Consider the following 25,386-nt stretch of genomic DNA (forward strand, 5'->3'; position numbering starts at 1 on the left):
TAATCATGTTATTATCATTGCTATTTATTAAAAATAATTGTATTTATTTTTAATAAATACTTCAAGTTAATATGCGTTCTTATGACTGAACAAAACTTGCCATACGGTTAAAAAAGCTATCTTACAGTCTAACAACATGGACCAGTTTTCCATATACCATATATCAGCTTCAACCCTTGCTTCCATAGCACCATCTTCTATTGTTTCTCCTCGGTGCCCACTTACCTGTGCCCATCCCGTTATTCCGGGTAATACAAAATGTCTAACCATAAATTGATCTATAATTGCAGAATACTCATTTGTGTGCTGAATCATATGTGGTCTTGGACCGACCACCGACATTTCGCCCATCAAAACGTTAAAAAATTGTGGTAATTCATCTAAACTGGTTTTTCTTATAAACGCACCAATTCTGGTTATTCTAGTGTCATGTTTTACTGCCTGCTTCCTATCCGAATCAGAATTTATTCGCATACTCCTAAATTTCCAACAACAAAAGGGTTTATTATCTTTCCCTGACCGCCATTGCTTAAAAAAAACAGGCCCTTTTGATTCCAGTTTGATCAGCAATGCCAGTAAAGGCACCAGCCAACTCATTACAATAAAAACTATCATTAATGAGAAAACAACATCAAAGGCACGTTTCATTATTTTGTTGTGCATATTTTCTAATGGCTCTGACCTGGGACTAATTACTGGAAAATGACCAAGCATACTTACATTGACATCCTTCTTAAAGTAATTTTTCACATCAGGCACGAGTTTAAAGCGAATCAATTCCATATCGGCTTCCCGCATCAACTTGTTTATCTTCACAATCGCTCTATCGGGCAGTGCACAATAAACTTCTTTAATGCCGTACTGCTTAACATAAGAGATACAATCGCTTACTTTACCCAAAATATTGACATCTCCAACTTGCAATCCGGGCTTATCATCAAAAAAGCCAACTACCCTATATCCCATTGACACTTTGCTTTCCATAATATTGCTTAACTCAACTCCTACAGGTCCAGCCCCAACAATTACCACCCTTGTATATTCAATTAGTCTTGACCTGTGAGACCTTCTCAACAGCAAAAAGCATAGTTTACCACCTAAAAATAGTGGTAAAAAAAACAGGATCATATATAAAATAAGTTTGCTTGTTAAAGAAAAATCTGGAATGAGATACACAAGACAACAAATCAGTAACACAAAAAGTAGAAAAGAAATAACAGATTGCTTTATTGTTGGTATGGCATCTTTAGCAAAAATATTATGGTACAATCTCGTCATCTGAGTAACATTGAACCAAATAAAATTGATAAGCAATATTTTCATTAAACCAATATGATGCATATCTACCATATCCTCTGGCCAAAATGTCAACAGATAGGCAAAATAACCAGCTAGATTCACGAGTGCGAGATCCACAAGAATACTGATCATTCGGTAATAAACACCGTACTTTTCCGTCATTTTTTACTTAAGTTAGTTTTGGTATTTCCCCTTTATCCGATTGATAATTACCCAAACATTCAAAGTTAAACTTATTTCTTAGCAAAAATGATAAAAAGAGATTAATTATAAATACCCAGCACTGGGTATTTATTTGTCACTAATAAGCATTATCCTCCCCCCTAACCATATTAATAACGGTCATGAAAATAATGTTAACATCCATCATACCTGTCCAATTCTCTAAGTAATAAATGTCATGTTCAACCCGCTTCTCCATGGCACCATCCTCTTTTGTTTCGCCTCTAAATCCATTTACCTGTGCCCAACCTGTAATTCCTGGTTTCATAAAATGTCTTACCATAAATTGACTGATAATTGCTTTATATTCTTCCGTATGACTTAACATATGTGGTCTAGGCCCAACTACACTCATACTTCCATACAAAACATTAAAAAACTGAGGCAACTCATCAATGCTCGTCCTTCTCAAAAACTTACCTATAGGTGTAATCCGATCATCATCCTTTGTTGCTTGTTTAGAATCACTGGATACATTAATCCTCATGCTTCTAAATTTGTAACACCAAAAGGACTCATCATTCCGTCCACTGCGTAACTGCTTAAACAACACAGGGCCTTTACTTTGCAACTTGATAAGTATAGCAATCAGTGGAAATAACCAACTCATTATAAAAATTATTACCAATAAACTAAAAACAACATCAAAAGCGCGTTTTTTAAATCTATTACCCATTATTTCCAATGGCTCATTTCGAAGTGTAATAATGGGAAATTCCCCACCCATATAATTAATGGTATAAGGGGCCGCAAGCGTTCCAGCGATATCTGGGATAAATTTTAATCTCAATAAATATTTATCTGCTTCATGAACTAAATCGTTTATCGCCGCCATCTTTTCCGGGGCAATAGAAACATACATATCCTGCACGCCATTGGCTGCAGCCAACTCCATTTCCGCTACTGCTATTTCTGTTGCTACTTTATTTTCAGCAGAATAAACGCCCGGGTGATCTGCGATGAAACCATAAAAATTAACGTTTCGTTGCTTTTCTAGATAAGCCGCAATCCGCCTACCTGTCGCATTGTTACCCATCACAGCTATCTTCTTAGTTACGTGAAACCTCCTAACCAACAACAGCTGTATCACAGTACCCAAAAACCTGTTAATCACAAATGCAATAGCAAGCATCACATAGAAAACCAATAAAAATGATCTTGAAAATTCATTATCCCTCAAAAACAACAGGTATAAGGAAAATAGCACGAAATGGACTACAACACTTCTCCAGGTTCCACGATAAATCCGCTCTACCCTACGTGCGCCATATTCTGTATACAAACCAAATAACAATGCATTAAACAGCCATATTAGATTACATACCACTACATAATGTTGCAACAATTCATAGGAAACGAACTTTCCAAAATAATTGGTCACGAAATAAGCTAGAAAGTATACTAAATTGAGCATCAAAACATCTGTAACCGGCAGAATATATCTGAGCAGGTAAAGGTATCGGGTCTGCATAGCTAATAATTAAATGGATTACTCCAAATATAGCGCATTATTGCTCAAAATGAACGACATTAACGATACCATAACACAAAAAGCATATAAAAATGCTTTCAGGAAAACCTACTATTTCATGAAAACACCTTTATATACTTTTGCTATTTGGCAGGAATACTACTTATTAACCATTGTAAGTTCCTTCAAATTCATAGAAGCTGAATTAAATACGATGTAAACATCCTTTTTCCCAGTAGAACTAATCAGCTCGGCAACAGCATTTTTACCATCAGCTAAATTGGCTTTTCCAATTAAAGGGCCATTTGCAGAACCTGTTCTAACTTCCAAAGTCCCTGAGGCTGTCTTATCACCCGGAACAAAGCTTATACTGTTTATTCCAGTAAGATCAACATTACTCAATACTAAATAGGCTCCAATATTTTTTGAACTGGCAATAGAACGGTTTCCATTAAACTCAATTCCGCTATTCCTATCCGTATTATTCACCAAAACTGTTGGATTGTGCAATACAACAATGCTTTCTCCCAACTGAGATGGCGTTAATTTCGAACCTTTATCCTGGTAGGCAGCTCTAAAAATAAAGCTTCCTTTGTTTGTTGTCCCTGCTTCTACATTTGTAGTATAAACACCAACTGTAGGAAGGCTTTTCTTAACCTGTTTCGTATTGCTCAGGCTTAGAATGTACTTGACTATAGCATTCAAGTCCGAAGATGCCATTCCGGTATGTGACGGCATCATTGCATCGCCCCAAACACCAGATCCTCCATTGGTAATTTTCTTTACTAATGTAGCTTGGGCAGTGCTGCTACCTTTGTATTTCAAAGCTACCTGCGTAAAAGCAGGGCCAAGTGATTTGGCATTTAACATGTGGCAAGCATTACAGTCACTCTTTTTGATTAAGCCTTTCGCTACTTCATACTGAGCGGAGGCGTCAAAATTATTCTGCTTTTGCGCAACAACAGTCATATCGTAACCTTCTGATAAATAATTGATAGAAACTGAAACAGCGGACGGCAAAATTCTTTTGCTAGCCAAACTGCCGTCTTCTTTATCATTTACACTTACCGCATAGTTAACCGTACTTCCTGGAAAATAAAAACTGGAATTCCCTTTTGTAAAATTAAGCTTAACTTCCGGCACTGCGTTTCCAGCAACAATTTCAACTGATTTGCTATTTTTTGCACCTGAAGGATCAGTAACAGTCAATGTTGCCTTATATACACCTGCGGTGCTTAGCGTAATTAAAGGGTTTTCTTTAGTGCTGCTTTGCTTAATTACTCCAGCTTTAGTAATCTTCCAGTCGTATTTTAATAGGTCACCATCCGAATCATTTGTACCTGCAGATGATAATTGAACGCTCAGTGGCAAAGCACCTGCAGTTTTATTTGCTGCCACCTGCACTGCTGGCTTCCGGTTGCCTCCATTATATTCAATTTTAATCAGCTCAGCTTCAGGCAGATCTTTGAAATAGCCATTCCCATACTCTAAAACGTACAAACTTCCATCCGGACCAAACTTCATATCAATAGCCCCATGCAACTGAAGGTTTGGCAAAAACCTTTCCATAGACACATATTTACCATCCTCGTCAAAAGTAACTGCCATAATCCATCCGCGAACCCAGTCTGTGATCAGCCATTTTCCTTCATAATATGCAGGAAAAAGACCTTTAGCATTTTTAAAGTCTCCATGATGAAAAATCGGTCCTCCTACAGAACTTCTACCACCACTTCCCAGTTCAGGAAATTCTTCACTAACTGCATAAGGATACCATATAAAAGGGTTCACAACTGGTGGCAATACATTTAAACCCGTATTGTTGGGCGAATTGTTTACCGGCTTCATCGGGTCCCACCATTCTCCCGATTCTTTGGTTGCAAAGTTATAATCCCTATAGGCCTCTTTACCATTAAAATACGGCCAGCCAAAATTACCTGCCTTTTTTGCGATGTTAAATTCATCATAAGAACGTGGCCCCCGCAACTCTGAAGAGTTAGAACCGTCTGGCCCAACTTCACCCCAAAATAGCCAGCCTGTCTTTGAATCAATGGTCAACCTCCATGGATTTCTATTACCCATTGTATAAATTTCAGGCCTGGTCTTGGCAGTACCTTTTGGAAATAAATTTCCTTCTGGTATGGTATAGCTTCCATCAGATTCAGGATGTATCCTCAATATCTTACCCCTCAAATCATTGGTATTTCCTGAAGACTTCTGCGCATCGCGCGGAGATTCTCCCGGGCGCTCATCAATAGGCGTAAACCCATCAGAAGATCGCGAAAAGGTATTATCGCCTGTACTCAATAGTAAATTCTTGTTTTTGTCAAACAGCATCCCTCCGCCCACATGGCAGCATTCTTCACGTTGTGTAACAACATCCATTACTTTCTTTTCGGTACTCATATCCAGCTTTCCACCTGCCCAGGTAAACCTCGACAACCGATTAACGGAAATCTCTTTCGGAGAATAGTAAACATACATCCAATGATTCTTTGCATAGTCAGGATCAAGGATCATACCTTGCAAGCCATCTTCACCTTCTGAATGCTCTCCTGTCTTGCTCACGTATTCCCTGCTTACAGAAAATTCAGCAATAACCTCTATCTTATTAGTAGCAGGGTCAAATAGCTTCATTTTTCCTTTACGCTCGGCATACAATACTTTACCGCCATCCAATATCTGGAATTGTATAGGCTCCTCCAGCTTTTGCTGCAATACCACTTTAGTAAAACGATTATCGTCAGGCTTAGCTGTCGACTGCCCCATCACTCCATTTCCTGAAACCAGTAACAACGCAGATGCTGTCAGCAGCTTCAAAGAATTCCACTTGCTCATAGTTCTTAATTTTGTTTAATTATGATATTACGGAAATTCACCACACTGGCAGCCACATCCTGGCTGCTGCTTTCCCAGTTGTATTCATATTCTGCAGAAATTCCACCTTTAAAGTTCTGTCTCTTCAACTCAGCAATAACAGCCGGAATGTTAGAAACACCTTCTCCCCAATGCACATCATGACCACCCATTCCTTTTTCATGAAGGTCTTTCATGTGCGAATGCAACACGTGTCCGTCTAGTAACTTCAAACAAGCTACCGGATCTAAACCAGAACGCACCCAGTGACCAATATCAGCACATGCACCAATACGTTTGCTTTGTCCTTTAATTGCTTTTAATACGATCTCCGGATTCCAGTAATGTGATGGGTTTGGATGATTGTGTATTGCCAGGTTGATTTCATATTTATCGCACAGCGTAGAAATAAATGGAATGAATTTCTCCTCAGGCTCAGAGGTAATGGTCTCAATGCCCATCGCTTTTGCAAACTCAAATAGTTTTACCCATTCTGCTTCAGACCCTGCACCAGTTACACCAAAAGCAATTAGTTTTACATTCGCAGCCTTTAGTTTATCCAATACTGCCTTCCTTGTTGCGTCGTTCATTTCTGGCCCCATTTTACCGGCAATACCACCACCAATCTCCTGTCCTGGAAAAGCCTCTACATACCTAAGGTCACAACTGTCAATTTTTCTTACTGCATCAAAAAATGTAAATAAGCGAAAAGTGTAAGCTTGCGAGCCAAGTTTCCAGCCTAATTTGGCTTCAGGGTGTGGTGCAGCTGTTTTTTTAGTGCCAGAATTCATGCTCTTGCAGGCTGCAAAGCCCAGTACAACCAGCATTATCAGGCCAATTTTAGTAATAGTTCTCATGTTAAAGGGTTTCATATTGTTGTGTTAAAATTTTAATTATTCCTGTTTTTAATTTGGCAGATTGAATATACACGTTTTCTTTCTATGCCATTAAAAAGAATACGTTTTATTTGGCTATTTTTTTCTTAGGATCAAAAACTGCTACAGCTACCCTAGAATCCGCGCAACCATAATAAAGCATATATTTATTCTTAAAATACACCAGTCCTTCAATAAAAACAGTTCCCGCAGGGTATTGACCACTTTTCTCAAACGAGGCAGTAGGGACCATAAAAGGTTGATCAAGCCTGCTTATATATTTCGCCGGATCGGCTTTACTAAACAGCATCTGTCCGGCGCAATAAGAATTGGCCGTGTAGTTTGGGTCACGTCCATCTGCCGCACTGTTCTTGCCATTGTACATCAGCACAATGCCTTTATCCGTTAGTATTGCTGGTGGGCCGCATTCTGTAAGACTGCTGTCAAAGAAACCCTTTCTTGGAGAAGCCAATATTCTAAGTTCTCCGTTACTATCCGTCACGGGCTCCCAATCTACCAGATTATCAGAAGTAGCTGCATACACGTGGTTCTCACCCCAGTACAACCAATATTTTCCTTTAAATTTCGTGATTACCAGCTTACCGTTCTTCAATGTAGTCAACACAGAGGCTGATTTAGAGGCAATGTTATAAAACTTTCCGTTATAAGCGTCCTGAAATATCGGACCATGCTTTTTCCAGTGCACCAGATCTTTAGATGTTGCAGAACCCAATCTTGGCACCTTCGTGTTCCATTGTGTATATAAAATCAGGTAGTTTCCATTCTCAGTTACCGCAACCCTGGGGTCTTCACAGCCACCTGTCCATTCAAACTCCTTCTGGTCATCCTTTCCCGGAAAAAGAACAGGGGCAGGTTTGCGCAACATCACAATTCCATCCCTGCTTTCAGCAAGACCAATTCTGGAGGTACGGTGACCGATACCTACGCCTGATTTGTCCTCCGCCCTGTACAGTACGTAAATCTTGCCGTTCTTAACCGTTGCCGCCGGATTAAAAGTATCATTACTTTCCCAATCCAGGTCCTTTTCCTGCATCGGGTCATAGAATTTCGTGTCAGCTTTTGGCGATATAACTGGGTTTACACCTGCAGGTCGAACAAAAGGACCTAATGCCCATATTGGCAGTTTGGCAATTGGCGTCTGCGCCTGTACCTGCACAAACAGAAAAAAGGCAAATAATGTAAATATTCTTTTCATAATCATCTTTAATTAATCCCCCATCTTTTATTAGGTATACTTCCCATTACCAGTTCCAATTTCCCACCGGCAACGATGTCTGTATGGTCAATATAAGAGTGGCTATATGGTTTTCCGTTCAATTTAGCCGTCTGGATATAAATATTTTTGGGGCTATTATTTGTGGCAATAATACTAAACTGCCTGCCTTTATAATAGTTTTGGTCAAGCACTAAATCAATGCGGTTAAATACTGGGCTAGTCAGTTCATACCTCGTGCTGCCAGGAGTAATTGGATGGAAACCACTTGCCGCAAGCACATACCAGGCGCTCATTTGTCCTACGTCCTCATTTCCTACCAAACCAAATACAGAATTATGGTATGCTTTTGCACATATCGAGCGGGTCCATTTTTGTGTTAGCCATGGAGCGCCTAATTTATTGAATAGAAAAGGAACATGGTGTACAGGCTCATTGGCTTGATTATAGTAATCATTCCACATCATATCTTCAGGTACCTTATCAAAAAAGTTTGTCAAGTCCGCCAGCGTCTTTTGCCTTCCGCCCATCAAAGTAATCATGCCATCCACATCCTGAGGCACAAACCAGCCTTGCTGATAAGGATTTGACTCTACAGAACCGTAGCCCTGGGTCATTCTGCCATTCTTGGGCCAAGCTTCCCAACTTCCGTCGGCATTTTTTGGCCTAAACCACCCTTTTTCCGAATCCCATATATTCCGATAGGACTTTGATCTTGCAAGGTATTTTTGCTGATCTGCAGTTTTACCCAAACCTTTTGCCAGCTCAGAAACACACCACTCAAAATAGGCATATTCAAGCGTGGTAGAAATACCTCCGGCATTGCCTTTTTCTCCATTCCCAAATTTCTCTACACTGTTAACGGCTAGTTGATAACCCTTATTCACATCAAAATTCCTTATCCCTTTTGCATAGGCGTCTGCCATTACAGAAACGGCAGGATTACCAATCATGCAACCGCTATAGGCATTTAAAAATTCCCAGCGCTCCAGATAGTCCATATTCTTTTCGTCGGCCAGTGTGATTAGCGAGTTAACCATATCGTTTACCAGTGCTGGATTAATTACCGTTTGCAGCGGCATTTGACTTCTAAACACATCCCAGCCACTAAAAATAGTACGCTTGGTAAATCCTTTAGGTTGGTGTACTTTTCCATCACCCCCAAAATAGTTTCCATCTGCATCCTGAAAGGTCCTTGGGTCTATTTGAGTATGATACACGGCTGTGTAAAACACCGTTTTTTCTTCTTCCGTTCCACCCTCAATCTTTATTTTTGAAAGCGAAGCATTCCACAGCACTTTTGCATCAGCCCTTACTTTATCAAAATCCCAATCTTTAATATCTGTATGTAAATTGTTTTTCGCACCAGCAATGCTAACGAATGATATGCCTGATTTTACCAAAACCTGTTCGTCTTTCGCTGTTTCAAATTCGGTGTAAAAGCCAAGGTGCTTTCCTTCCTGTTCTTTTGCCATATCAATTACTTTGGCATTCGCAATCAGCATCTGGTATTTATCACTTGTCACATCTTCACGCTTCCTGCTCCAATCGGATGGGATATTGGCCGACCATACCCCATACTTTTTAAGGGGCTTGCTAAATTCTGCATAAAAATAAACGGTATAATCTGCTTTTCCATCACCATTTCCCCAGCCACCACCCTCAGGCGTACATTTCATATAACCTTCAATGGCGTTGTTGCCAATTACTTTTACGGATTGTATGGAAGATGTGCCACCAACGCGTCTGGCCAGGTCAATCTGAATTCTGGATTGCTTATTTTGAGGAAAGGTGAACCGCAACATACCGCTTCTACGCGCTGCTGTAGCTTCCGCCTTGATGTGGTTGTCTGTCAACATCACAGCGTAATAACCAGCACTTGCCTTTTCAGAAGCTTTATCGTAGCCAGAACGGTAGCCCGGTTCCCGATGATCGGGACTGCCGGATGCGGTAAATAGTTTACCTGTTGTTGGCATCACTAAAAAATTACCAAGATCACCGTACCATCCAATACCGCTCATTTGTGTAAAGGCAAAACCTTCTATTGTGCTATGTTCGCTGCTATAGCCTGATCCGTTATCACCACCGGTAATTGTATTCGGACTAACCTGCACCATGCCATAAGGTGTAGTAGCACCAGGAAAAGTCTTACCTAAACCATGTAAAGAGCCAGCAGCCTTTTCACTGGTGCTTGCCCCTATCATTGGGTTCACATAATCTGCAGGAGTTTTTATATCGGGCATGGTAAAAGCTGCAAGTGCAGCAATAGTCACTAATCCGATTAAAAATTTAGGATAGGTCATTATATTTGGTTAAAAATTCGGTTGTACCAAATACGATAGTGTAATTAATACACTATAAACATAGCAATATGTATTTCAAAATACAACAAATTACACATTGTTTTTACACAAAATCTGCCATCAAGTTTTAAGGAATGTAAAAATTCTAATAGAAATCGTAGCTTCTCAGTCCGTTAAACTTATTATAGGTCGAGCTTCCCGGAAAATATTTCTCATAACCGATGCTTGCTTCTGTGCTTCCGCTGGTATTGGTATAGTTTATTTTAGAAGTAGTTGCATCGTGACTAATCCCTATTCTAAGCTTCTCGCCATTTTTTTCACTTTTAAAGATGTCGAATATAAAAGAAATCACAAGCGCATCGGGTGTATTCTGGCCATTGGTACGGTACCATAATCCAGTGTTCAGGCTTTTGTATTTAAACTGTGCACCCAAACTGACCGAGCGGGATGAAGCCTGCTGGTAATATACCACCGATGGTATCACATAAATCCCATCGTCATAATAATATTCATACTGAGGAACAAGGGTAAACCTCAAACTGGCATTGGCAACAATGCGAACAGGCAACTTGGACTGCACATTGGTAAAGCTCTCGTCTGGCTTATTGATGTGGTAAACAGAAGCTCCTGCCATAAAATTACGGAACACTACGTTTATTCCTGTTGCCGCATCAAAGTAAAAACGACTGGAAACATCAGGCAGTTGCGCAGCAGTACTACTCCCTGGTATAAAACCGGTATTCATATCAATCTGGTCAGAAAAAACCAATTTATCTAAATCAATCTGCCTGTTGGTAAAACCCGCCTGTATACCAAAAGAAGTTACAAAATCATCCCCTCCAACGCTATAGGAATAGGTTGCAGCAATATTATTTTTTCTTAAAAAGGCAACGCCTTCGCTGCTTCTTGTAAATTGCAAGCCCACACCACCGCCAAACTGAGGAATATTTAGATCAGCTGATGCGCTCAGGTAAGAAAGATCGCCTCCCAAACCGGACCATTGGTTCCTGTAAATCATGTTCATCCTAATGTCGCCCTTAAACTGTCCTGTCAAGGCCGGGTTTAAATAAAGTGGTGCATTGTAGAATTGAGAATAAATATGGTCCTGAGCAAGCCCTTTAAAGCATATCATGCAAAACAATAAAAATAACCTGTTAAATCTTCCCATCGTTTTACCTGATCAAGTTTATGGTTCCTGTTCTTTTAGGTGCTGTTGCATTCAGTGTTACACCTTTCCATTCTGTGCCATTTCTTAGCTGCAGGTCTATCTTCCAATAGTAAACGCCCTGTGGCATTTTTTGTCCTTTATAGGTTCCATCCCAACCTTCTACCGGCTTGCCCTCATCTAATCTGGTTGTTTGCCACAATAACGCACCCCATTTATCAAAAATGCTCATTCTCCAGTTGGCAATTCCTGTCCCTTTGGCTTTAAACTCACGGAATTGTGGGTCTTCGCTTGATGGAATAAATGAATTGGGTACAAATAGTGTACCTGGCTCTCCGTCAACCAGTACATCAATTGTATAAGACGAAGGACAACCGGCCACATTGCTAGCCGTTAAAATAACTTTGAAGGTGCCTGTTTGGCCGTAAGAATGACTTGGGTTAACCTCTGCAGAAGTTGTCCCGTCACCAAAATCCCAGAGATATTTTATACCCCCAATTGTGGTGTTGTTAAACTGAAATTTCAATCCCGGGTAACCAACGGTCTTATCAATTGTAAAACGCGTGTCCGGCTGCTCAAAAACGGTAATGCTTTCCGTAGTTGTGGTTGATGTGCAATTGTTCATCGCCGTAAGCTTTACAACATACGTTCCTGGCTGTATAAAAGTATGACTAATCTTCTCAGGCGAGGTAGTGGATGTTTGTGTAGTGCCGTCTCCAAAATCATACATATAAGATATGGCATTCCCACTATTGTTAGAAAAATGAACTAACAACGGTGCACAGCCCTGTTTATCTTTCGCGTCCACAACCAGTTCGGCTATTATAGTATTAGGCGCAATGCTAATGGTATGCTCGGAAGTATTTTCGCCGCATTCATTTTTAGCAGTCATTTTCACCACATAAAGGGTAGTCTTCACTACTGCGCTATAGGTATGTACCACATCAGCATTGTCATTAAAAGTTTGCGCGACGGTACCATCACCCCAATCGTAAGTGTAACTTGTACCGGTAGACTCCGGTGAGGTATTTACAAAAGTTACTCCCAATGGCGCGCAACCCAAAGTACTGCCCGGCGAGAAAATAGAAATCGGTGTAGATCTGACAGTTACACTACTGGTAAATACCTGACTGGCTCCGCAGGCAGTACTCGCATTCAAAGTAACCACATACACCCTATCTTTTCCGGTAGGATCGGCGGCAAAATTAACTATACCTGGATCGGCATCTGTAGCAGTTTGCCCATTTCCAAAGTCCCACTTAAAATTAACACCTGCAGTAATATTAGACGTATTGGTAAAATTAACCAGTAACGGTCCGCAGCCAGAAATCTTGTCCTGCGTATAGCTGGCATGCACATTCTTTAGCGTGTTAAAAGTGTGAGCAGTCTGGTCTATATTACAACCCCTGCTGCTTGTTACTACTAATTTTATGGTTACAAAAGTGTCTTCCGTAGCTATCGTATAACCAGGGAAATTAATACCTGTACCAATCAGTACATCAGGTCCATTGCCCGTTTTTGAGTACCAGGTGTATATTGCATTCCTGTCGCTGTAGGAAACGGCTTTAATATTAAATGCATCTATAGCAAAAGGGGCACATTCTTCCTGACTAACAACCGTAAATTCTGCCTTTGCATGCGGCTTGATCTCCACGGTAACTTCATTGCTGGCCAGCTCGGCATATCCGGTACATATCGTTGTTTTTACAATTCTTCTATACTTCATGGTGACGGAAACTGTAGTCGGGGAATAATCAGAATTAGTGGCTCCACTAATATTTGTCCAGCTCGTTCCGCCATCTACACTTTGCTGCCATTGATAATAATAAACTCCATCCCCACCCGTTGGTAAACTACCAGTTAAAGGCGCTGCGGTGAGGCCCAGGCAGATGCTTTGAGCTGTGCTGATGGTATTGTTCGCCAGCAAATCATACATCGTGATCTTAACTTCGTTACTAAATAAAACACATATTCCTCCATGGGTAATTCTACGGTAAGCAGTTGTTGCTACCACATTAACCACCAGATCCTTACTGATCTCATCTGGCATCAACTTCCAGTTGGCACCATTATCTGTACTACTTTCCCAGCTGTAGGTATATAAACCATTTCCACCAGTAGGCATTTGGCCGGTTACAGTTACTTCCTGACCTTTACAAACCGGAGCAGTACTTGCCGTGATATTAATATTTCCAAGCGGAAGAAGATTGGTTATAATCACGTCATCCGTAGTAAAACAACCCGCAGCAGTGGTAATGGTCCATTTAAAAGTATAAGATTGGCCGCCAAGCAGCCCTGATACCAATGAATTGTATTTGGTTGCATCCGCAAATGTTACGGTTTGTCCGGAGGTAACTGTCCATTTCCCGGTCTCATTATTCGCTGGCACATTGGCCTCAAGTGGGTAAGCCACATTACTGCAAATGGTCTCATCAGCACCTGCATTGGCAACAGACCCTTGTGGATTTACAGTAATAACGATCACCTTTGATGCACCCGGACAGCCCGATCCCGCCATAGGCGTGATGGTATAGGTTACCGTTCCTGCTACTGTACCAGTATTGATCAATATATCATCAATAGCAGATATCATGGCAGGGGTTGCCAATGTGGTATTTCCCGTAATTTCAGGTCTAGATACCGAACTCGAATACACATATTTTACATCATCAGCTACAGGAAGATTATTGCTGATGGCAATACTTACTGCATCGCGGGTACATATGGAAAGTTTTGCAGCAATAGCTGTCAATACTGGAGTTGGTGTTACAGTAACAATAAGGTCCATCGGAATCCCCGTACAATTTCCTGAAATGGGGTTAATGCGATAAGTCACGGTCCCACTAGCTGATGAATTTAAAGGCAAGGCGAGAAGATCAGTAATCGTTGTGCCCGAACCAATGTTTGCGCCAGTTACGCCTCCAGTTGTACCTACCACAGTCCATGTAAAAGTACTGCCTGTAACCGTACTTATTGGCTTATAGCTCAATTTCGTTCCAGAACAAACACTTAACTTATTGACACTGGTTAGCTTATTTACGGGCTTAATACTTACCAAAGCAATATCTTCCACCGTGTTACAAGGGGCCGGCAAATTGGTTGTAATCTGCCAGCTTAAAGCAACGCTACCAGCATTACGCTCGGCAACCGTTGGTGAATAAATTGCATCCTTAGAATTTCTATCTGGAGTAAAAATACCACCACCGCCAACCCACACCGGAGTATAACCTGGTACTAGAGCGGCATGTAACTGTGCATCCCCATCGTAACAGACTTGCACACCACCACCAGCCAATACTATAGGCGAAGGGTTAAAAGTTAATACCTGATTTGCGGTTACTTCATTACATCCATTTTTATGTTTTACCGTAATTGTAAAAGTCCGGAAAGCTTTAAACTGAATGCTTGGATATCTTGAAGCAGCGGTTGTTCCATTTACAAAAGCATAATCAGCTGCGCTACCATCAACCGTCCAGGCATAAGTATCTGCCTGTTGTGCAGAAACTGGCGTACCGGTTATCACAGTTTTTGTAATTCCTCCCGTCTCATTAAAGTTATAGGTTCCGTAATTACACAAGGTTTTATTCGGCGATAAAGTTGCAGTAGGGATTGAGCTGACCCGCACATTTTGTATTGGTGTGGCAACCTCTCCGCATTTTGATGCATTGATAATCAGTCGTATTGTATATTCTCCAGACACAGCAAATTTGATTTGCGGAGCAGGACTATTAACAGTAGTTCCTCCTAGCAGCGTATAAGTATTTGGCAAAATCTCCCAATTATAAGTATTTGATCCGCAGCCGCTATTATCCACAAATGAGGTATTAACTGGTGTAAGCACGTCATTGCTACACATTCCAATATCTGTACTTACTCCATTTAATGTAAAAGAAGGTTTGGCTTGCTCTTGCACACAGATTACCTGTGATACCGGATCTGGCGGACAAGGCGCTGTAGAACTTGCTTCCAAAGTTATCGTGTGGTTTCCTGGCGTAGTAAAATTATAACTCAGCTTAAAGGATTTGGGTTTATCTATCGCACCTGGTACAACATTACCGTCTATATACCAGGTAAAGGTGGCATCATTGGGTTGGCAACCGCGACCGTTTGTTTCTGGGGTTTCACCCAAATCAGAAGTATTGGTAAACTCAGTCAGGGTATTCAAACAAGTTGTCTCTGAAATGCTAAAGCCATTTACCGGCTTCAAACTCACTTTAGCAGTGGTAGAAATTGGTGTACCCACTGTACCACAATATTCATTCTGGGCAAAAATGCTAATCCCAAAAGCATTATAGATCGTCGTACTCCCCAGGTTAATGGCACTACCACAGGCTGTTCCAGTGTAATTGTGGGCAACTTTATTGTTATTGGAAGTAATGTCTAGCAACGTATACACATTTTCCTTGTTGTCTCCCCAGTTTACTCTATAGGTATTTCCCGGATAATTGTTGATAATACCATCAGACCCATTAACAATAACATTAAACTCAAGCGGCGGGCCACCCAGGCAAAGATCGCTAGTACCCGTAGTACCAAAAGCAGTAATGGCCCTATTGTTAACCAACATGTAGGCCTGCGTAGCCACCCTGCCATCTGGCATCAGGGCTTTTGCAAAAACGGTGTAGTTGGTAGTTTGTACAGCTGTAAAAGTTCTGATTACCCCACCTGAAAAATCAAACGAAGCAGCCGGTCCTCCGGTAGATTCATTAATTGAACTTGCCGATACTGAGCTTGTAGCGGTAGATTCGTTCGTAAAGTTAAAATTATTGTTTGCGCGACCGGAAGTAGTACAAGAACCCAGAATATTGTCTGCTGCAGAAATAATCTTATTACTGGGCACCGTGATCTTTGCTTTAACAACACCTCCCGCATTGATAAAGAAAGGAGCTGAGGTATTGGAACTGATACTTACCGGACTTGAAGTTTTAATCCTCAGACGATAACCCGATCCGGGTACGGTTGTCAATGGAATCACCCCATTTACGTAAGTCCCATAAAACCCATTGAACACTCCAATTCTTGATTCCGTTGCAAAATTACCATTGGCATCAGAAAGCCAGAGCTCAAATTTGTTATCTGGTCTTAAATTGGTGGTGATTGACCCAGTAAACAATGCCGCTATAGAAGACCCAGGAGTATAAGGCCCAGGATCAACGGTAGTTATAATAATTCCCTGAGCAAATACATTTGCTATACCCAAAAAAAACAAGACAATTGTGAGAACGGGTAAACGTTTCAGCATATTTTAGAGAAAGAGGGATTTCCATTTCAAAAATATATAATATTCTGAATTATACGCAAATATATTACACAACAAATGTTTATTTGCGCTAGTAGGCGTTGGCCTCTCCTCTTACAATATTGATCACCGTCATGAAAACGATCTTTACGTCCAGGTTTCCTGTCCAATTCTCCAGGTACCAGATGTCATGGCGAACTCGGTTCTCCATCGCAATATTCTCTTTAGTCTCTCCCCTAAAGCCATTTACCTGGGCCCAGCCAGTAATACCCGGTTTGGTATAATGTCTCACCATAAATTGATTGATGATGGCTTTGTATTCTTCTGTGTGACTTAACATGTGCGGACGCGGACCAACAACGCTCATTTCACCAAAGAGTACATTAAAAAATTGCGGCAACTCATCCAGACTACTTTTACGTAAAAACTGACCAAAAGGAAAAATGCGATTGTCGCCTTTGGTTGCCTGCACCTTATCACTGGCTGCATTCACGCGCATGCTCCTGAATTTATAGCACCAAAAAGGCTCATCATTTCTGCCGCTGCGAAGCTGCTTAAATAATACGGGGCCTTTACTTTGTATTTTAATGATGATGGCAATGATGGGAAATAGCCAACTCAATATAAAGACGATTACCAGTGTGCTGAAGACTATATCAAATGCACGCTTTTTAAAGCGATTGCCAATATCTTCCAATGGTTCATGGCGCAGTTTAATCACCGGAAATTCTTTACCAATATAATCGATTACATAAGGCACCTTTAATGAGCCTGCAATATCCGGAACCAGTTTAATCCGCAAGCAATATTTATCAGCCTCACGTACCAGAACATGAATCTTGCCCATACGCTCTGGCGGTACAGAAACATACATTTCAGTCACACCATCATTTGCTGCAGCCTCCATTTCGGCCACTGCCACTTCAGATAGTAGTCCGGTCTGGTAATTATAACCGTTGTCATTATTGCCTATAAAACCGTAGAAACTGATGTTACGCTGTCTTTTAAAATACTCAGCAAGGCGTTTTCCTGTAGGGTTCATACCCATCACCGCAACTTTATGGGTGGCATCCATCTTATTGATTACCACAAATTGCAATACAGTTCCAATAAATCGGTTTAACGCAAAGGCGAAGGTAAGCATGAGGTAAAAAACCAAAATAAAAGTGCGTGAAAACTCTGCGTCACGTTCGTAAAGCAGGTAAAGGGAAAACAACACAAAGTGAGAAAGAATACTTCTCCAGGTACCCCTGTAGATGCGCTCCAGCTTTCTTGCACTAAATTCAGAATATAAACCAAAGAAAAGAGCGTTAAACAACCAAAGCAAATTACAGATCACTGCATATTGCTGGAATAGCGGATAAGAAACCCATTTTCCAAAATAACCTGTAACGTGATAAGAACCCCAGTAAACCAGGTTTAGCATCAGGAGATCTGTAATCGGTAAAACGTACTTTAAAATGTAGAGGTAACGGGTTTGCATATAGTGATGTCAAATATAGTATTTATTTCTAGTGATCTGAAAATCAGGCATCAAAAATAAAATAAAATTTTTCATTATCTTAACGTACTGTTAACTGAAAAATAATACTAGTTTAGCATTTAAATAAACTTTAACCAAACAACAAACCTAAACCACTATGAAAATTGTTATTTTAACATCCGTTATCCTCTATGCTGCCTTTTGGGTATGGCTATATCTTGAAGCAAAGCGAGCAACTGTATTAGAGGACTAATCAATTAAAGCTGATCGACTATTTGATCAGCTTTAATAAATATTGCCCATATCCGCTTTTCACCAATGGCGTAGCTACCACTCTTAACTGTTCGGCATCAATAAAACCCATGCGGTATGCTACCTCTTCAATGGAACCGATCTTTAAGCCCTGTCTTTCCTCAATAACCTGAACAAACTGCCCAGCCTGCATTAAAGAGTTAAAAGTACCTGTATCCAGCCATGCGGTACCGCGACTCAACACGCCAACTTTTAACCTACCTTGTTCCAGATAGACTTTATTCACGTCTGTAATCTCGTACTCACCTCTTGGCGATGCTTTGATATTTTTAGCAATTTCAACAACGCTATTGTCGTAAAAATACAATCCCGGAACAGCATAATTAGATTTAGGCGCCAGAGGTTTCTCTTCAATAGAAATGGCTTTCTTATTGGCATCAAATTCAACTACGCCGTAACGTTCAGGGTCAGAAACCTGGTAGGCAAAAACTACACCACCATCCGGATCAGAACTGTCCTGTAATAATTTGGACATCCCTTCTCCGTAAAAGATGTTATCACCCAATACCAAAGCAACCTTATCGCTACCAATAAAATCAGCGCCTATAACAAAAGCTTGTGCTAGTCCGTTGGGTTCATGTTGTACTGCATAAGAAAATTTACAGCCAATTTTACTTCCATCTCCAAGCAACTTCTCGAAGTTTGGCAAATCATGCGGAGTAGAAATAATTAAAATCTCATTAATACCTGCCAACATTAAAGTTGATAGCGGATAATAGATCATCGGCTTATCATAAACCGGCATCATTTGTTTACTCATTACCAAAGTAAGTGGATGCAACCTGGTTCCACTACCACCAGCCAGGATTATACCTTTCATATTATGTTTTTCTTTTTTGTCATTTGCTCAGTCTTGTCATTTGCTCAATCTTGTCCTTTGTTCAGTATTGTCATTTGTTCAATATTGCCCTTTGCCCAGTATTGTCCTTTGCTCAGTATTGTCCTTTGCTCAATATTGTCCTTTGCTCAGTATTGTCATTGCGAGGAACGAAGCAATCCAATACATTTAACCAAACTATCTCTCCAATAGGGGACTTCAACACCAAAAGTAGCTTTTATCTTACTTTTATCCATTACCGAGAATTTAGGCCTGCGGGCTTTAGTAGGGTAAGCGGAAGTAGGGATCGGACTCACCTTAACTTTTGTGCCACTAATATCAAATATTGCTTTGGCAAAATCAAACCAAGATATCGCTCCCTCGTTGCTATAGTGATAAGTACCATAATCAGTTTTACCCGATTCTATAATATCAAGAATTGCAGCAGCCAAATCAATCGCATAAGTTGGAGAACCAATTTGGTCGGCAATAATGCTCAACTCATCCCTGTCGGCCCCAAGTTTCAGCATAGTTTTCACAAAGTTGTTGGCAAACTCAGAGTACAACCAACTGGTGCGCAATATAAAATGTTCTGTAAGATTATCGATAACATCAATTTCACCTTCCAGCTTCGTTAAGCCATACACGCTAATGGGTTCAGCTAGGTCATCTTCCTTCAACAACGCAACGGCACTACCCTCAAAAACAAAATCGGTAGATATTTGAATTAATTTTGCATTAAATTCTTTACAATTCACCGCGACGTTCAGCGCTCCCTGCTTATTGACCAACCTAGCTAAATCAACTTCATCTTCCGCTTTATCTACCGCAGTATAAGCAGCACAATTGATGACAAAAGCAGGCCTGTTTTTTTCAAAAAGCGCTTTCAGCTTTTTCACATCAAGTATATTACCTTCACTTTCATCTGGAAAATCCAGAAAATCAATATTTCTTTCCGCTGCAACAGCTTTCAGGCATTGCCCCAACTGCCCCGATGCCCCAAGTACCAGTGTTTTCATACTATTATAATTTTTTTCTTCGCTGCGCTAGCATCCTTTGTCATTTAGATTCTTCGCTGCGCTCTGAATGACAAAACAATAGCACGTTATCATTCCGAGTATTATTTGTCATTCCGAGTTCTTTAATTGTCATTCCGAGTTCTTTAATTGTCATTCCGAGTTCTTTATTTGTCATTCCGAACTTTTTAATTGTCATTCCGAGTTCCGAGGAATCTATACTACACAATGAATAGCACGGGTCGCCATTATAAAAAAGAGACCTATCCACCCCCATCAAAACAATGGTAACATCAAATCCTTATCAGATATATTTTGATCCTTGCTTGGGATACCCCAGTCAATGTTCAAAGTCGGATCGTTAAAACTAATACCACCTTCAGATGCCTTGTTGTATGTATTGTCGCATTTATAAGCAAAAACAGCAGTCTCGCTTAATACAGAAAATCCGTGTGCAAAACCCCGTGGCACATAAAACTGTAAATTATTTTCTCCGGTGAGTTCAAGAGAAACCCACTCACCATAAGTGGCAGACCCTTCACGGATATCAACCGCTACGTCAAGCACAGCACCTTCAATCACCCTTACCAGTTTCGCCTGCGCATGTTGGCCTTTTTGAAAATGCAGACCTCTGATGACTCCATAAGTTGAAGCACTTTGATTATCCTGTACAAAATGTCCAGGCATTCCTGTCAGCTCTTCAAATTTAGGCTGATTAAAACTTTCAAAAAAATAACCCCTACTATCCTTGAAAACCGGTGGTTCAATAATAAAACATCCTTTAAGTTTTGTTTCAGTTACTTTCATCTTACACAAATGTAAAAAATGAAAATTAAAACAACCGTTTTATAAAAATTAAAAAAGACCGAAAGATTTAGTCTCATTTGTTATTCCGAGTATGCTTTTGTCATTCAGGGCGTTTTGTCATTCAGGGCGTTTTGTCATTCAGGGTGTGCTTTATCATTGGTGATGCCCTTTGTCCTTCAGAGCGTTTTGTCCTTCAGAGCATTTTCTCCTTCAGAGCATTTTGTCATTCAGAGCGTAGCGAAGAATCCAGATTCCTCGAAACTCGGAATGACAAAACCGGGTTCTTCGTCAAGTAGAACGTACTTTATCATTCAGAGTTTACTTTATCATTCTTAGTTTACTTTGTCATTCAGAGCGAAGCGAAGAATCTCCGGCTGTCATTCCTCAATAAATTCTTCATTCAAAAATTTCCATAAATCATTTTCTTCTGCTATCAATGCATTCTTTTTAGCACGAGACAAGCCTTTAATTTGTTTTTCTCGATCAATTGCTCGGTCGATATATTGATAATGCTCAAAATATACGAGGTAATAACATTTGTACCTTTTTGTAAAAGCAGTGATATTGGTGCCGTTCTTATGTTGTTGGAGCCTTACTGAAAGATTATTTGTAACGCCTGTATACAGGACGGTTTTATTGATATTTGTTAAGATATAGACAGTGTAATTGTGGTCACGCATAGTATGGAATTAGATTATTGTTTGAGGGGGGGGGGGGGGGGATTCTTCGCTTCGCTCTGAATGACAAAGGGTGCTGCTGATGACAAAGGGTGCTCTGAATGACAAAGGGTGCTCTGAATGACAAAGGGTGCTCTGAATGACAAAGGAGCCCATTTTGTCATTCCGAGGGTACGAGGAATCTGGATTCTTCGCTTCGCTCTGAATGACAAAAGCCGCTCTGAATGACAAAGGGCGCTCTGAATGACAAAAGCCGTTCTGAATGACAAAGGGTACCGCCAATGACAAAGGCCGTTCTGAATGACAAGAGACTCGGCCAATTGCAAAATGAGCTCCTTTCTTAGACGGGACGTTGCTTGCTCAAATTTCTTATCGTAGCTGCTTTTGACTCAATTGCAGTAACACAGAGTGACGATTTCAGGTAAAACCATTTCTTGCCTAATTTTTTGGAAGTAAACAAACCCCCTTCTCTTGCACGATAGAGTGTCGAGCTGGCGATGTTTAGTTTTTCTCTGACTTCCCAACTGTCCAACCAAACTTCCTCTTCCGCAAGGACTAGGTTTGGTTCATGCTTCCCAGATAAAACCTGGTAAAATAAAGTTAGTAGTTCAATGACTCTTTGTAAAAGTGCTTTCATAATGAGGGTTTTTGATTAGCTAAATTTTATATTTTTTGTTGCTGGCAAAATTATAACACCAGCTAATTAATAACAATAGACCAACCCTGCTCCATACCTGAATGGTAGACGATTTATGCTGAACGGTAGATAAATCGCGCCGAATGGTAGATTTTTTGGCCGAACGGTAGATTTTTTATTTGAACGTATTACAATTGAATTGATTTTTAAACCCCAATATGAAGGCTTTTTGAGGCCCTTTTGAAATTTATCGTCACTTTTCACTCACGCCCTTGCCATTTTCGACTTGTAATTTGCGGCGTGTAATTAAGCGCACTTTTTGGTCATTTCAAGGATAGGAGGATATGGATTCTTCGCTACGCTCTGAATGACAAAAAGCTCAGAATGACAAAACACCCCCTTTGTCATTCAGAGCGTAGTGAAGAATCTATGACAAAACACCCCCTTTGTCATTCAGAGCGTAGCGAAGAATCTATGACAAAACTAATATTTCAAAGAACTGATTATGCCTGCTGTCTCAGCGGGCACAGAATACAGAACAACAAATAACACCACACCACATCACCAACCAACCAACCAACCAACTAACTAACCAACTAACTAACCAACCAACCAATTTTACGCTACTATAACCTCGCCGATGTAGGCGCTGGTGCTTACTTTATCACCTTGTTCGTTGGCATAGAACATCCAGCAGTGCACGGTGTCATTGGTAAAATTGGAGGGCAATTGTAGTGCGACTTCCTTATCCGCCCTGTTGGCGACATTATTAAAGGTGACGAACTTCTCCTTTGCCGGATTATAAACTACGAAGGTGGCCTGGTCGTTCTCCTTGTTAAATGAGGAGGCTAAAGCATTGTCCCACTTAATGTGCAATATGGAATCCAGCAGCGTTAAAAATTCCAAAACCAAAGAAACCAGCAATTCGCCCCTGCTAAAAACAGCTTTATCGTAATTGATCACCCCCTTCCCATCTACAACCGTTAGCGCCTCCTTATAGTTCAAAGCAAAGGCTTCATTCATGGCCGTTTTACCAGGCGACAAAAGCTGGAAGCCAATTTTTATCAAGCTTTTTAATGGCTTCAACCAGGTACTCATCAGCGACAGCAAACGGCGCTGTCTAAATTGCTTATCGCTGGGCTCATGATTTGAAAAATCAGGTATTGAACGCATGTAATACTTACCGCGCGATTCCACACCGACCACATTTCCAACTTTGCCAATAAATGCACCGTTTATCCCGTTCTTATAACTGGCCATAATGCTCCCCGCTTAAATTTTGTAACTCCAAATCCTCTTCCCAAATGTCTTTAACGATGTCCAGCAAATACTTTGCACTAAAATCCAGGTCTGCAAAATCTTCCTTTTCCGTACGAAAATCCCACATGGCAAAACCCGGATCGTCGTGCTCAATCAACGCTGTATTACCCGTAGTGATCCGTTGCGCCAGGTTGTACAGCAACAAATAATAATTATCAAACATCCATGGCAAAGCGGTCATTATGTCCTGATGATTATCATACTTCATCTGGCAAACAATATCATTCCAGAGGTGAGTGGCGCTTTCTACTATTCGCTCATCAAAAACCACTTCTTCACGGGTGATGCCGGTAAAAACCATAAAAGTATTCACATGCCTTTCCATTTTCCGCATGGCACTCAGCAGGGATTTCACCGCGCTATCCTCCACCATTTCCAGCAGCTGAAACTCCAGGTTCCAGTTACCAATACCCTCGTTGTTCATACAAGAAATACTACCCGGTGGGATGAGGCCTTTTAAGTCGGCCAACTCTGTTTCATATGCCAGTAAAAAAGCGTGTTCCATCATAGAGTGGGTAATAAAATTCATTACGTTTACTGCCGTGGCTTTCATTAATCTTTGTGTTTTCATAACCAATCTGCGTATTTATAAATTGTTCTTTTGTGCCTCAGGCGGCGATAAACACCCTGCCCTTCGCGGCTGCCCTCCAGGTTGGTATTCCCTTCCAGCGAAATGATAAAATCACCCTGTACGCCATCCACCAACCCGCAGTGACCTATTCTTTTTAAATCCGGGAAATAAATCCCGAAAACCAAACCCCTTAAATGCTCCCCATTATCCTTCGGGAAGCGAAGCGATGAAAAACTACTCCCATCATCCTTTATTACCCTATTGGCAGGAAATAGACCCGGACTCCATGCCGTTCGCGGCGCTGGATAACCCGCCTGGCCAAAAACCCAGCACACATAGGCGGCACACCATGGGTTACCTTTTGTAAAGCCTACATACTTCAAGTAAGACTCCACCGCTATCCCGTCATTCTTTCCTGTTTTCTCCCTAACACCCAATTGCGCACGGGCGATGTCAAGCAACCGCTTCACTGCAACAACCCTCGGCTCAGTTGCAACTTTCTGCTCAACAACAACCTTCTGCCCAGTTACAACACTGCGCTCAGTGCCCCAACACCTGCCAAAACCAGCAAGGCAAAAGACAACCAGTAAAAACCTAATTGCTGCCATATCTCCATTTGTTTAAATTGTAAAACCAGGTTACCCACCGCAGGCATCCCCATATTGAATAAGAAGCGGTTCAATAACCACCCGCTGATTCCAACTACCATCAGCAAACTGATCATACTTAATAAAATCAGCAACCAAATACTCTGATCAACCATGCCAGCCGTACTATCGCCAAACCGCACAAATTTTTGTACGCTATAATAAGCCAGTGCCATTATCCCCATTACCAGGTATATTTCCACACGCTTCCTTTCCTGCCTTTCAACCGGTCTGTTTAACTTCAATAATTTCATCCCTTTTTTTAAGATTTAAGATTCAGATACAAAACATGGTGCGGGTTGAGATTTCAAACCCAACACCATGTTTGTTTTTAAAACTCCCCTTATTTTAGAAGTTCTTTTTTTAAGCCTCCGCTTCCTACCTCTCTGTCGGAAAACAGGTCTTCACTCTCGGAAAAACTATTCCCTTCCCTTC

18 protein-coding genes are annotated in these 25,386 nt (G+C 40.9%); all 18 read right to left on the bottom strand.

Features of this window, described 5'->3' with window-relative positions; all coding sequences use genetic code 11:
- Positions 1 to 66: 66 nt before the first annotated feature.
- The 18 genes from ACVWYN_RS00095 to ACVWYN_RS00180 all read right to left on the bottom strand — a co-directional run bounded on the left by ACVWYN_RS00095 (position 67) and on the right by ACVWYN_RS00180 (position 25,205).
- Positions 67 to 1,461 carry an undecaprenyl-phosphate glucose phosphotransferase gene (locus ACVWYN_RS00095; RefSeq protein ID WP_457286779.1) on the bottom strand — a complete coding sequence of 465 codons (1,395 nt, stop codon included), beginning with the start codon at positions 1,459 to 1,461 and terminating at the stop codon, positions 67 to 69.
- A gap of 139 nt (positions 1,462 to 1,600) precedes the next feature.
- Positions 1,601 to 2,992: an undecaprenyl-phosphate glucose phosphotransferase gene (locus ACVWYN_RS00100; RefSeq protein WP_457286780.1), complete on the bottom strand. Its 1,392-nt coding sequence runs from the start codon at positions 2,990 to 2,992 to the stop codon at positions 1,601 to 1,603.
- A gap of 159 nt (positions 2,993 to 3,151) precedes the next feature.
- Positions 3,152 to 5,830, bottom strand: a complete 2,679-nt coding sequence (locus ACVWYN_RS00105) for a PQQ-dependent sugar dehydrogenase (RefSeq protein ID WP_457286781.1) — start codon at positions 5,828 to 5,830, stop codon at positions 3,152 to 3,154.
- Between the two features lie 5 nt (positions 5,831 to 5,835).
- Entirely contained in the window at positions 5,836 to 6,705 is an 870-nt protein-coding gene (locus ACVWYN_RS00110; RefSeq protein WP_457286782.1) for a sugar phosphate isomerase/epimerase family protein, read from the bottom strand.
- A gap of 106 nt (positions 6,706 to 6,811) precedes the next feature.
- On the bottom strand, positions 6,812 to 7,939 hold the full coding sequence (locus tag ACVWYN_RS00115) for a glycoside hydrolase family 130 protein (protein WP_457286783.1): 1,128 nt from the start codon (positions 7,937 to 7,939) through the stop codon (positions 6,812 to 6,814).
- A gap of 8 nt (positions 7,940 to 7,947) precedes the next feature.
- Positions 7,948 to 10,260 carry a GH92 family glycosyl hydrolase gene (locus ACVWYN_RS00120; RefSeq protein ID WP_457286784.1) on the bottom strand — a complete coding sequence of 771 codons (2,313 nt, stop codon included), beginning with the start codon at positions 10,258 to 10,260 and terminating at the stop codon, positions 7,948 to 7,950.
- 145 nt (positions 10,261 to 10,405) lie between these two features.
- On the bottom strand, positions 10,406 to 11,428 hold the full coding sequence (locus ACVWYN_RS00125; RefSeq protein WP_457286785.1) for a PorP/SprF family type IX secretion system membrane protein: 1,023 nt from the start codon (positions 11,426 to 11,428) through the stop codon (positions 10,406 to 10,408).
- Between the two features lie 4 nt (positions 11,429 to 11,432).
- The gene (locus ACVWYN_RS00130; protein ID WP_457286786.1) at positions 11,433 to 16,667 is read right to left on the bottom strand and encodes a PKD domain-containing protein; all 5,235 of its coding nucleotides are present in this window, start codon (positions 16,665 to 16,667) and stop codon (positions 11,433 to 11,435) included.
- 88 nt (positions 16,668 to 16,755) lie between these two features.
- Positions 16,756 to 18,147 (bottom strand): undecaprenyl-phosphate glucose phosphotransferase, encoded by a 1,392-nt coding sequence (locus ACVWYN_RS00135; RefSeq protein WP_457286787.1) that lies wholly within the window; start codon positions 18,145 to 18,147, stop codon positions 16,756 to 16,758.
- Positions 18,148 to 18,418: 271 nt separating this feature from the next.
- Positions 18,419 to 19,279, bottom strand: a complete 861-nt coding sequence (gene rfbA, locus ACVWYN_RS00140; RefSeq protein WP_457286788.1) for a glucose-1-phosphate thymidylyltransferase RfbA — start codon at positions 19,277 to 19,279, stop codon at positions 18,419 to 18,421.
- Between the two features lie 155 nt (positions 19,280 to 19,434).
- Complete coding sequence (gene rfbD, locus ACVWYN_RS00145) at positions 19,435 to 20,295, bottom strand: dTDP-4-dehydrorhamnose reductase (protein ID WP_457286789.1); 861 nt, start codon at positions 20,293 to 20,295, stop codon at positions 19,435 to 19,437.
- A 273-nt stretch (positions 20,296 to 20,568) separates the two neighbouring features.
- The gene (gene rfbC / locus ACVWYN_RS00150; protein ID WP_457286790.1) at positions 20,569 to 21,099 is read right to left on the bottom strand and encodes a dTDP-4-dehydrorhamnose 3,5-epimerase; all 531 of its coding nucleotides are present in this window, start codon (positions 21,097 to 21,099) and stop codon (positions 20,569 to 20,571) included.
- 377 nt (positions 21,100 to 21,476) lie between these two features.
- Positions 21,477 to 21,779, bottom strand: a complete 303-nt coding sequence (locus ACVWYN_RS00155; protein ID WP_457286791.1) for a GIY-YIG nuclease family protein — start codon at positions 21,777 to 21,779, stop codon at positions 21,477 to 21,479.
- Between the two features lie 337 nt (positions 21,780 to 22,116).
- Positions 22,117 to 22,413, bottom strand: a complete 297-nt coding sequence (locus tag ACVWYN_RS00160) for a hypothetical protein (protein WP_457286792.1) — start codon at positions 22,411 to 22,413, stop codon at positions 22,117 to 22,119.
- 618 nt (positions 22,414 to 23,031) lie between these two features.
- Positions 23,032 to 23,673 (bottom strand): DUF6266 family protein, encoded by a 642-nt coding sequence (locus ACVWYN_RS00165; RefSeq protein WP_457286793.1) that lies wholly within the window; start codon positions 23,671 to 23,673, stop codon positions 23,032 to 23,034.
- Positions 23,660 to 24,304 carry a hypothetical protein gene (locus tag ACVWYN_RS00170; RefSeq protein ID WP_457286794.1) on the bottom strand — a complete coding sequence of 215 codons (645 nt, stop codon included), beginning with the start codon at positions 24,302 to 24,304 and terminating at the stop codon, positions 23,660 to 23,662. The genes ACVWYN_RS00165 and ACVWYN_RS00170 overlap by 14 nt, the downstream gene beginning before the upstream one ends.
- Entirely contained in the window at positions 24,301 to 24,912 is a 612-nt protein-coding gene (locus tag ACVWYN_RS00175) for a peptidoglycan-binding protein (RefSeq protein WP_457286795.1), read from the bottom strand. The genes ACVWYN_RS00170 and ACVWYN_RS00175 overlap by 4 nt, the downstream gene beginning before the upstream one ends.
- Entirely contained in the window at positions 24,831 to 25,205 is a 375-nt protein-coding gene (locus ACVWYN_RS00180; RefSeq protein ID WP_457286796.1) for a hypothetical protein, read from the bottom strand. Before ACVWYN_RS00180 ends, ACVWYN_RS00175 begins: the two co-directional genes overlap by 82 nt.
- Positions 25,206 to 25,386 lie beyond the last annotated feature (181 nt).

The sequence above is a fragment of the Pedobacter sp. UYP24 genome (assembly GCF_054057295.1).

What these genes read in the sequence shown, in the direction of transcription:
- ACVWYN_RS00095 (WP_457286779.1), bottom strand. Translation starts at nt 1,461, where the DNA reads ATGACGGAAAAGTACGGTGTTTATTACCGAATGATCAGTATTCTTGTG.
- ACVWYN_RS00100 (WP_457286780.1), bottom strand. Translation starts at nt 2,992, where the DNA reads ATGCAGACCCGATACCTTTACCTGCTCAGATATATTCTGCCGGTTACA.
- ACVWYN_RS00105 (WP_457286781.1), bottom strand. Translation starts at nt 5,830, where the DNA reads ATGAGCAAGTGGAATTCTTTGAAGCTGCTGACAGCATCTGCGTTGTTA.
- ACVWYN_RS00110 (WP_457286782.1), bottom strand. Translation starts at nt 6,705, where the DNA reads ATGAGAACTATTACTAAAATTGGCCTGATAATGCTGGTTGTACTGGGC.
- ACVWYN_RS00115 (WP_457286783.1), bottom strand. Translation starts at nt 7,939, where the DNA reads ATGAAAAGAATATTTACATTATTTGCCTTTTTTCTGTTTGTGCAGGTA.
- ACVWYN_RS00120 (WP_457286784.1), bottom strand. Translation starts at nt 10,260, where the DNA reads ATGACCTATCCTAAATTTTTAATCGGATTAGTGACTATTGCTGCACTT.
- ACVWYN_RS00125 (WP_457286785.1), bottom strand. Translation starts at nt 11,428, where the DNA reads ATGGGAAGATTTAACAGGTTATTTTTATTGTTTTGCATGATATGCTTT.
- ACVWYN_RS00130 (WP_457286786.1), bottom strand. Translation starts at nt 16,667, where the DNA reads ATGCTGAAACGTTTACCCGTTCTCACAATTGTCTTGTTTTTTTTGGGT.
- ACVWYN_RS00135 (WP_457286787.1), bottom strand. Translation starts at nt 18,147, where the DNA reads ATGCAAACCCGTTACCTCTACATTTTAAAGTACGTTTTACCGATTACA.
- rfbA (WP_457286788.1), bottom strand. Translation starts at nt 19,279, where the DNA reads ATGAAAGGTATAATCCTGGCTGGTGGTAGTGGAACCAGGTTGCATCCA.
- rfbD (WP_457286789.1), bottom strand. Translation starts at nt 20,295, where the DNA reads ATGAAAACACTGGTACTTGGGGCATCGGGGCAGTTGGGGCAATGCCTG.
- rfbC (WP_457286790.1), bottom strand. Translation starts at nt 21,099, where the DNA reads ATGAAAGTAACTGAAACAAAACTTAAAGGATGTTTTATTATTGAACCA.
- ACVWYN_RS00155 (WP_457286791.1), bottom strand. Translation starts at nt 21,779, where the DNA reads ATGCGTGACCACAATTACACTGTCTATATCTTAACAAATATCAATAAA.
- ACVWYN_RS00160 (WP_457286792.1), bottom strand. Translation starts at nt 22,413, where the DNA reads ATGAAAGCACTTTTACAAAGAGTCATTGAACTACTAACTTTATTTTAC.
- ACVWYN_RS00165 (WP_457286793.1), bottom strand. Translation starts at nt 23,673, where the DNA reads ATGGCCAGTTATAAGAACGGGATAAACGGTGCATTTATTGGCAAAGTT.
- ACVWYN_RS00170 (WP_457286794.1), bottom strand. Translation starts at nt 24,304, where the DNA reads ATGAAAACACAAAGATTAATGAAAGCCACGGCAGTAAACGTAATGAAT.
- ACVWYN_RS00175 (WP_457286795.1), bottom strand. Translation starts at nt 24,912, where the DNA reads ATGGCAGCAATTAGGTTTTTACTGGTTGTCTTTTGCCTTGCTGGTTTT.
- ACVWYN_RS00180 (WP_457286796.1), bottom strand. Translation starts at nt 25,205, where the DNA reads ATGAAATTATTGAAGTTAAACAGACCGGTTGAAAGGCAGGAAAGGAAG.